This window comes from Moorena sp. SIO1F2 (assembly GCF_010672755.1).
Lineage (GTDB): Bacteria > Cyanobacteriota > Cyanobacteriia > Cyanobacteriales > Coleofasciculaceae > Moorena.
This window is the reverse complement of the sequence record NZ_JAAHFV010000320.1, coordinates 1-7,322: the sequence shown is the minus strand read 5'-3', so window position 1 is coordinate 7,322 and position 7,322 is coordinate 1. Positions and strand designations below refer to the sequence as shown.

At 44.8% G+C, this 7,322-nt stretch carries 6 protein-coding genes; 3 read left to right on the top strand and 3 right to left on the bottom strand.

Annotated elements, in window-relative coordinates; all coding sequences use genetic code 11:
• Positions 1-328: 328 nt before the first annotated feature.
• Positions 329-2,086: an arginine--tRNA ligase gene (argS, locus tag F6J94_RS26805; protein WP_293045840.1), complete on the top strand. Its 1,758-nt coding sequence runs from the start codon at positions 329-331 to the stop codon at positions 2,084-2,086.
• 597 nt (positions 2,087-2,683) lie between these two features.
• Here argS and F6J94_RS26800 read toward each other — a convergent pair.
• Both F6J94_RS26800 and def read right to left on the bottom strand, forming a co-directional pair.
• The gene (locus tag F6J94_RS26800; protein WP_293045837.1) at positions 2,684-2,950 is read right to left on the bottom strand and encodes a helix-turn-helix domain-containing protein; all 267 of its coding nucleotides are present in this window, start codon (positions 2,948-2,950) and stop codon (positions 2,684-2,686) included.
• A gap of 226 nt (positions 2,951-3,176) precedes the next feature.
• On the bottom strand, positions 3,177-3,710 hold the full coding sequence (def, locus tag F6J94_RS26795; RefSeq protein ID WP_293045843.1) for a peptide deformylase: 534 nt from the start codon (positions 3,708-3,710) through the stop codon (positions 3,177-3,179).
• Between the two features lie 240 nt (positions 3,711-3,950).
• Between def and dnaA the strand changes: the two genes are divergently transcribed.
• Positions 3,951-5,333, top strand: a complete 1,383-nt coding sequence (gene dnaA / locus F6J94_RS26790; RefSeq protein WP_293045834.1) for a chromosomal replication initiator protein DnaA — start codon at positions 3,951-3,953, stop codon at positions 5,331-5,333.
• Here the strand turns inward: dnaA and F6J94_RS26785 are convergent.
• Positions 5,318-5,461 carry a hypothetical protein gene (locus F6J94_RS26785; RefSeq protein WP_293021347.1) on the bottom strand — a complete coding sequence of 48 codons (144 nt, stop codon included), beginning with the start codon at positions 5,459-5,461 and terminating at the stop codon, positions 5,318-5,320. The genes dnaA and F6J94_RS26785 overlap by 16 nt on opposite strands.
• A gap of 553 nt (positions 5,462-6,014) precedes the next feature.
• Between F6J94_RS26785 and dnaN the strand changes: the two genes are divergently transcribed.
• Positions 6,015-7,196, top strand: a complete 1,182-nt coding sequence (gene dnaN / locus F6J94_RS26780; protein ID WP_293045831.1) for a DNA polymerase III subunit beta — start codon at positions 6,015-6,017, stop codon at positions 7,194-7,196.
• The last annotated feature ends 126 nt before the right edge of the window (positions 7,197-7,322 follow it).

Here is a 7,322-nt window from a genome sequence, read left to right as displayed (position 1 = left end):
TGTCGGGAGTCGGGAGTCGGGAGTCGGGAGTCGGGAGTCGGGAGTCGGGAGTCGGGAGTCGGGAGTCGGAAGTCGGAAGAAGTGGGAAATGGGGAGATAGGGAAAATTATCCTGGGAATTGTTGTATATCTTAGATACATACCTGAACAGGGGCGTGTCGGTCGATCCTGTAAGTGCGAGTTGAGATAACTGCTCCGATGCTCCCGAGTGAAACCGGAAATTCACCTGCCTTTACGGTAATTGTCCGGTTATGTCCAAGATTAATCGGTAAGTAGTGGCTGTTACCATTCAGAGGCAAGATTAGTGAAGAGCCCTTTGCACTGGCACCATGAAATCCATTGTTGAACAACTTAGACTTCAATTCACTCAAGCCTTAACTGCTGCCTTCGGTTCTGACGTGGCAGGGGTAGATCCAATGATGGTACCTGCCAGCAATCCCAAATTTGGTGACTATCAGTCTAATGTGGCCTTGGCTTTGAGCAAACGTTTGAAACAGCCGCCAAGAGCGATCGCAGAATCTTTGTTGCAGTATCTAGATGTGGCTGAAATATGTCAGAGTCCGACTATTGCTGGTCCAGGCTTCATTAATTTGAGCTTAAAACCTGCTTACTTGGAAGAACGGCTAAGGGAGATTTATACTGACCCACGTCTAGGAGTAGCAGTCGCTTCAGCCCCTCGACGGGTCATTGTTGATTTTTCTTCTCCCAATATTGCTAAAGAGATGCATGTGGGACATCTACGTTCAACGATTATTGGGGATTCGATTGCCCGGATCTTAGAATTTCGGGGTCAAAATGTACTGCGCTTGAATCATGTGGGAGATTGGGGCACCCAATTTGGGATGTTGATCACCTATCTCAGGGAAGCTTACCCAAGTGCTTTGACGACAGCTGATGCCCTGGATTTGGGAGATTTAGTTACCCTTTATCGGCAAGCTAAACAACGGTTTGATGCAGATGAGGAATTTCGGGAGGCATCTAGGCTCGAAGTTGTTAAACTGCAATCTGGTGCAACGGATAGCCGCCGTGCTTGGCAACTACTGTGTGACCAATCTCGGCGGGAGTTTCAGATTATCTACGATTTGCTGGATATTCAGCTCACCGAAAGGGGGGAATCCTTTTACAATTCTTTCCTACCAGAGGTTGTGGACTATTTAGACAAGTCTGGCTTGTTAGTGGAAGACTCGGGAGCCAAATGTGTTTTCCTTGAGGGGTTTACAAATAAAGATGGTGAGCCTCTGCCCTTGATTGTGCAAAAATCTGATGGGGGCTATAACTATGCCACCACTGACTTAGCTGCACTGCGCTACCGGACTGAGCAAGACCAGGCTCAAAGGATTATATATGTTACTGATTCCGGACAAGCAAATCATTTTACGCAGGTATTTCAGGTGGCTCGACGGACTGGTATTCTTCCGGAAAATGTTGAAGTCGTTCATGTTCCCTTTGGTTTGGTTCTGGGTGAAGATGGCAAAAAGCTGAAAACGCGGTCTGGGGAAACAGTGCGGTTGCGGGATTTATTGGATGAAGCGATCGCACGATCTGGTGCTGATTTGGAATCGAGACTGAAGCAAGAAGGTCGGGAGGAAACTGAGGAATTTAAAGAGCATGTTGCCAAAGTCGTAGGCATGAGTGCAGTTAAGTATGCTGACCTTAGTCAAAATCGTACCAGCAACTATATATTCAGCTTTGATAAGATGTTGGCACTCCAGGGCAATACGGCACCATATATGCTTTATGCCTATGTCCGCATTCAGGGAATTAGCCGCAAAGGGGAGATTGATTTTGAGCAACTGGGCACCGATGCCAAAATTTTGCTGCAAGAAGACGCAGAATTGGTGCTAGGGAAGAAGTTATTGCAACTGAATGAGGTTCTTGGTGAAGTTGAGAAAGAGTTGATGCCGAATCGCCTTTGTCAGTATTTGTTTGAACTGAGCCAGAAGTTTAATCAATTCTATGACCAATGCCCTGTACTGAAAGCCGAAGAACCCAAGCGGACATCCCGTCTGCTGCTATGTGATTTGACTGCTAGAACTCTGAAACTGGGATTGTCTTTACTGGGAATTCAGGTACTGGAGCGGATGTAGTAACGTTAAGCCATCAGCGATCAGCCTTTGACCTTGGCTGATCGCTGAATACTTACGTCAGCTAGTTCACGACACTAGTGTTCGAGCCCCAGGGTGAGATAATGGTTTGGTTTTAACCACAATTTCCACATCTTGACCCAAAGCGTTTAACAATCCTCGCTATCCATCCCCACCCTTTTCAGGGTGGGGATGGATAGCGAGAAAACAACTAATAGCGAATTGTGTTATAATAAAGATGGTTGCTGACCCGCCTGACTGACTAAAAGGCTACCTTACAAATGGTCTGATTTCTGATCAATTAGTCAAACCATTAGGTGTACAAAGTACTAGCAGAGCTCAGGGAAGAGGCAAGCCCCGGCTGGTTGACCATAGAGTCGTAATTCCAAGGTGAGTCTGTCGTAAAAGTTATACGTCTGCGGAAGGTGGATGTCTGCCTGTGGACGCTGAGTAAGACCGTATTGCAGCAGGCGCGCGCCTCCTAGGCCGGGGAACCAGGTCTGGGGTCGCGCCTCTGTTTGAGGCGTCGGCGGATGAAGCGGGAAGCCCTATTGACGAATAAGACCGTCCCTGGTTGAGTTGAGATTGGAAGCCCCAGCCTCAGCTAAGCAGGCTGGGGTACTTCACGAAGCGAAACAGCTGCACAATTGAAAAACCCGCCAACTTACCATTGATAAGTGCGGACACTTTAGGCTGATCTACTCCTAAAACCTTGGCCGCCGCAGCTTGTGTCATACCCTGGTTGGCAATAATACTACTAATCTTACGAGCCAGTTCTGCTTTAACGATTAATTCATCAGAGTTTTCTAAACCTAAATCGGCAAACACATTACCACTACTAGCTTGTACTTCAATTTCTTTGACCATAATTACTACCTCTAAGATTTGCTCGACTCGACGATAATTAGCCATAATCTAACTGGCTGAATCAGCAAAACTCAGCCAGTTTGGAAGATTCTCGTCCCTAGGCGAGATCGGGGTGTTCTTGTCTTAGGGGTAATTCAACCACACAACCGACCACAGAACTTCCCACTGTCCAGTATCAATAGATTGTAGCGATTGTAAAATTAGTGAGTAAAGGATTTGATAACTGCTATAAGTTAGCAATAATCTGCTTCTGATATTCTTCCTCAGTCATCATCTCTTGGGTACTCTCCACTCTGTCTAAAAATACAATTCCCTCAAGATGGTCATATTCATGCTGAAATATCCTGGCTACAAAGTCTGTTAATTGTTGCCGCTGATACTGACCATACCTATTAGTATACTCCACCTCAATTCGACTATACCTGGGTACTAACCCTCGAATGCCGGGAATACTCAGACACCCCTCCCAGTCCTTAACCATGTCAGTGTCATGACTAATAATGCCAGGATTAATCATAGCCGTTGCTTCCATCAACGGTGCGTGGGGATACCTTAAATTCGGACGAGACGCTACTATAAACAAACGATAGGATTGAGATACTTGGGGTGCTGCAATGCCAACGCCATTGGCTGCTGTAGCAGTTGCTATGAGCTGATCAATCAGTTGTTGAAGGCGTTCATCGAGCAAATTATGTACTCGCTGAGTATGCTGCCGTAAAATCGGGTTGCCTAACTGAGCAATTTGTAGTGTTTCACTCACCATAGTAAAAGCCAAACGTCTATATCCGTCAAGCTTATTCGATCAAATGCTCAAACAGTACCTTTATATATTAAAAATTGGTAAAAATTTTTGGGTGGTGGGATATAGGAAAGCGGTGCGACCCCGCGCTTTTTAAAAGCTAAGCGTGAACGCGCACCGTAGGAATTTTTATGCCCTTGGTCTGGGCTGTGGCTCATCACATCTAGCTTAAAAAAAATTGACTACGGTAGAGAAAAAACAGTGAAAATTTCCCCAGAACAACTATGGATTCAGGTATTAGAACGTCTCAAACTACAACTGAGTCAGCCCACCTTTGAAACTTGGCTCAAGACAACTAGTGCTCAACAGCTTGACAATAACTGTTTGCTGATTCGGACTGCCAATCCCTTTTCCAGAAATTGGTTGCAGAAGTATTACGTTAAAACAATTGCTGATGTCGTGGAAGATATTTTAGGTCAACGAGTGGAAATTCACTTCACAACGGCTACAGGAGACAATAACTCAATTACTGGTGATCCTGACTTTTCCTGGTCATTTCCGGTAGCCACTAATCATTCCGAAAATACCTTTAAAAACCAGCCAAGACGCGCTAAGTTAAATCCTAAGCATGTTTTCTCTCGCTTTGTGGTTGGTCCTAATAATCGCATGGCTCATGCTGCATCTCTGGCGGTAGGGGAGTATCCAGGACGAGAGTTTAACCCTCTGTTTCTTTGTGGTGGTGTTGGTTTAGGCAAAACTCATTTGATGCAGGCAATTGGTCATTACCGCTTGGAGAATAACCCAGACTCTAAAATTTTTTATGTTTCTACTGAGCAGTTCACTAATGATTTAATTTCTGCTATTCGCGAGGATAGTATCCAAAGTTTCCGGGAACATTATCGGACAGCGGAGGTACTTTTGGTAGACGATATTCAGTTTATTGAAGGTAAGGAATATACTCAGGAAGAGTTTTTCCACACCTTCAATACTTTGCACGAAGCTGGTAAACAAATTGTCTTGGCATCAGACCGTCCTCCTAATCAGATTAATAGCTTGCAAGAACGCCTTTGTTCCCGCTTTTCTATGGGGTTAATCGCTGATATTCAGCCACCAGATTTGGAAACCAGGATGGCTATCTTGCAAAAAAAGGCAGAGGACGAAAATATACGTCTACCCCATGACGTGGTTGAGTACATTGCTGCTAGCTACACCTCTAACATTAGAGAACTAGAGGGAGCTTTGACTAGGGCTGTGACTTATGTATCGATTTCGGGGTTAGCGATGAATGTGGAAAATATTGCACCGATTTTGAACCCACCAACCAAGAAGATTCAGGCTTCTCCTGAGGTTATTTTAAGTACTATATCTAATACGTTTAATCTTTCAGTGGAAGACTTAAAAAGTAGCTCTCGGAGGCGAGAAATTAGTTGGGCTAGGCAAATTGGGATGTATCTGATGAGGCAGCATACAGAATTGAGCCTACCCCGCATTGGGGAAGAATTTGGGGGCAAAGACCACACGACAGTCATGTACAGCTGCGATAAAATTACTCAGCTGCGGGAAAAAGATGATGAGTTAGCTCAGAAACTTTCTCAGTTAAGCGATCGCATAAATCTGACAGCTAGGAGTCAAAACCAAACATAAAGCCTGTTTATAGCAATTATCAGCGACGTTTGAGGTACTTTTTTCCTAGCTTTTTGGGAGCAGGGAGTAGGGAATCGGGAATCGGGAATCGGGAATCGGGAACAGGGACAAAATACTCTGTACCTCATTAGGCTAGAAACCGCTATTTTAATTAAAGTTTGTTAATTAAAGTTTGTTAATTAACGGCTTGAGCTTGATGCTATGATCGAGTTTACTGCTATAATATATGGCTTCTGAGTATAAATGCTCTGTGGAAAAATCACCGAATTTTTCCACAACTTTTTCCACAAATGGTTTGCTAACTCAATTAGTATTCAGCTATCAGCTATCAGCTATCAGCTATCAGTTATCAGCTATCAGTTATCAGTTATAAGCTATCAGCTATCAGCTATCAGCTATCAGCTATCAGTTATCAGTTATAAGCTAATGCTTCACAGGCTAGAAGCCTGTGCCACGCTACTTGAGGTGCTATCAGCTAAAAGCTGACTACTGATGGCTAAAGGCTGACCACTGACCGCTGACTACTGACCGCTGACCACTGACCGCTGACTACTGACTGCTGACTACTGACTGCTGACTACTGACCGCTGAATGCTTAGGTTTTTGAGGTGGTTTTGTACAAAGATTAGTAATCGAGTACTATAGTTTCTTACTAAAGCAAGCCCCATTACGAAACCAATCATGAAACTGGTTTGCAGTCAAAGTGACCTCAATACAAACCTTTCACTAGTGAGTCGGGTAGTGCCTTCTCGCCCTACTCATCCTGTGCTGGGAAATGTTTTGTTAGAAGCAGACCAAAAAAATCAGCGGGTGCTACTAACTGCTTTCGACCTTAGCGTGGGTATCCAGACTAGCTTTAATGCTGACGTTGAGACAGGAGGGGAAATTACCCTGCCAGCCAAACTGCTCAATGATATTGTTTCCCGTCTACCTTCAGGGGAAATTACTCTAGAGGATGATGGGAAAGGTACAGACAGTGATAGCCTGATTGTCACCTTAACCTCGGCTACCGGACGTTATCAGGTTCGAGGTATGAGTTCTGAGGAATTCCCCGAGCTGCCGGAAGTTAACACATCCGTTGCGGTTCATATTCCTGTAGAAGTCTTAAAGGCTGGATTGCAGGGTTCTTTATTTGCCACTAGTTCTGATGAAACTAAGCAAGTGCTGACGGGGGTTCACCTTACTGTACAGTCGGACAAATTGGAATTTGCTGCTACCGATGGTCACCGACTAGCAGTTGTGGAAACTAATCGGAGAATAGAGGAAAGTGCAACGACTGAAGCTACCCAAGAATTGGATGATCATGATTTACCCGTAGAATTTACGTTACCAGCTAGAGCGTTACGGGAGTTGGAGCGGATAGTATCTAAGGCTGAAGCTCAGGATGTTATTGCGATTCAGTTTGAACCTGGTCAGATTGTTTGTCAAGGGGGAGAACAGCGTTTAACAAGCCGAACTCTGGAAGGACAGTACCCTTCCTATCATCAGCTGCTTCCCAAACACTTTCAGCGTCAGATCATTCTCGATCGCCGTCAATTACTGAGTGCAGTAGAACGGATTGCAGTGTTGGCTGATCAGAAAAATAATATTGTCAAGTTTAATATCGATAGTGTTAACCAGCGGCTTCACCTCTCGGTAGAGGCAAAAGATTTGGGTAGTGGTCGGGAGTCAATGGAAGTTCAAATATCGGGTGATAGTTTGGAAATTGCTTTTAATGTTAAGTACTTAATTGATGGCTTAAAGGCGCTTTATACCTCTGATATTCAAATTCAGATGAATGAAGCTAATAGTCCTGTGATTTTTATGCCTCTAGGGGGATTGAAGATGACTTATTTGATTATGCCAGTTCAGATTAGGAAATAGTAACAGAAGAGTGTGGGAAGTGTCGGAAGTGTGGGAAGTGTGGGGAGATGGGGAGATGGGGAGATGGGGAGATGGGGAGATGGGGAGATGGGGAGATGGGGCGATGGGGAGATGGGGAGATGGGGA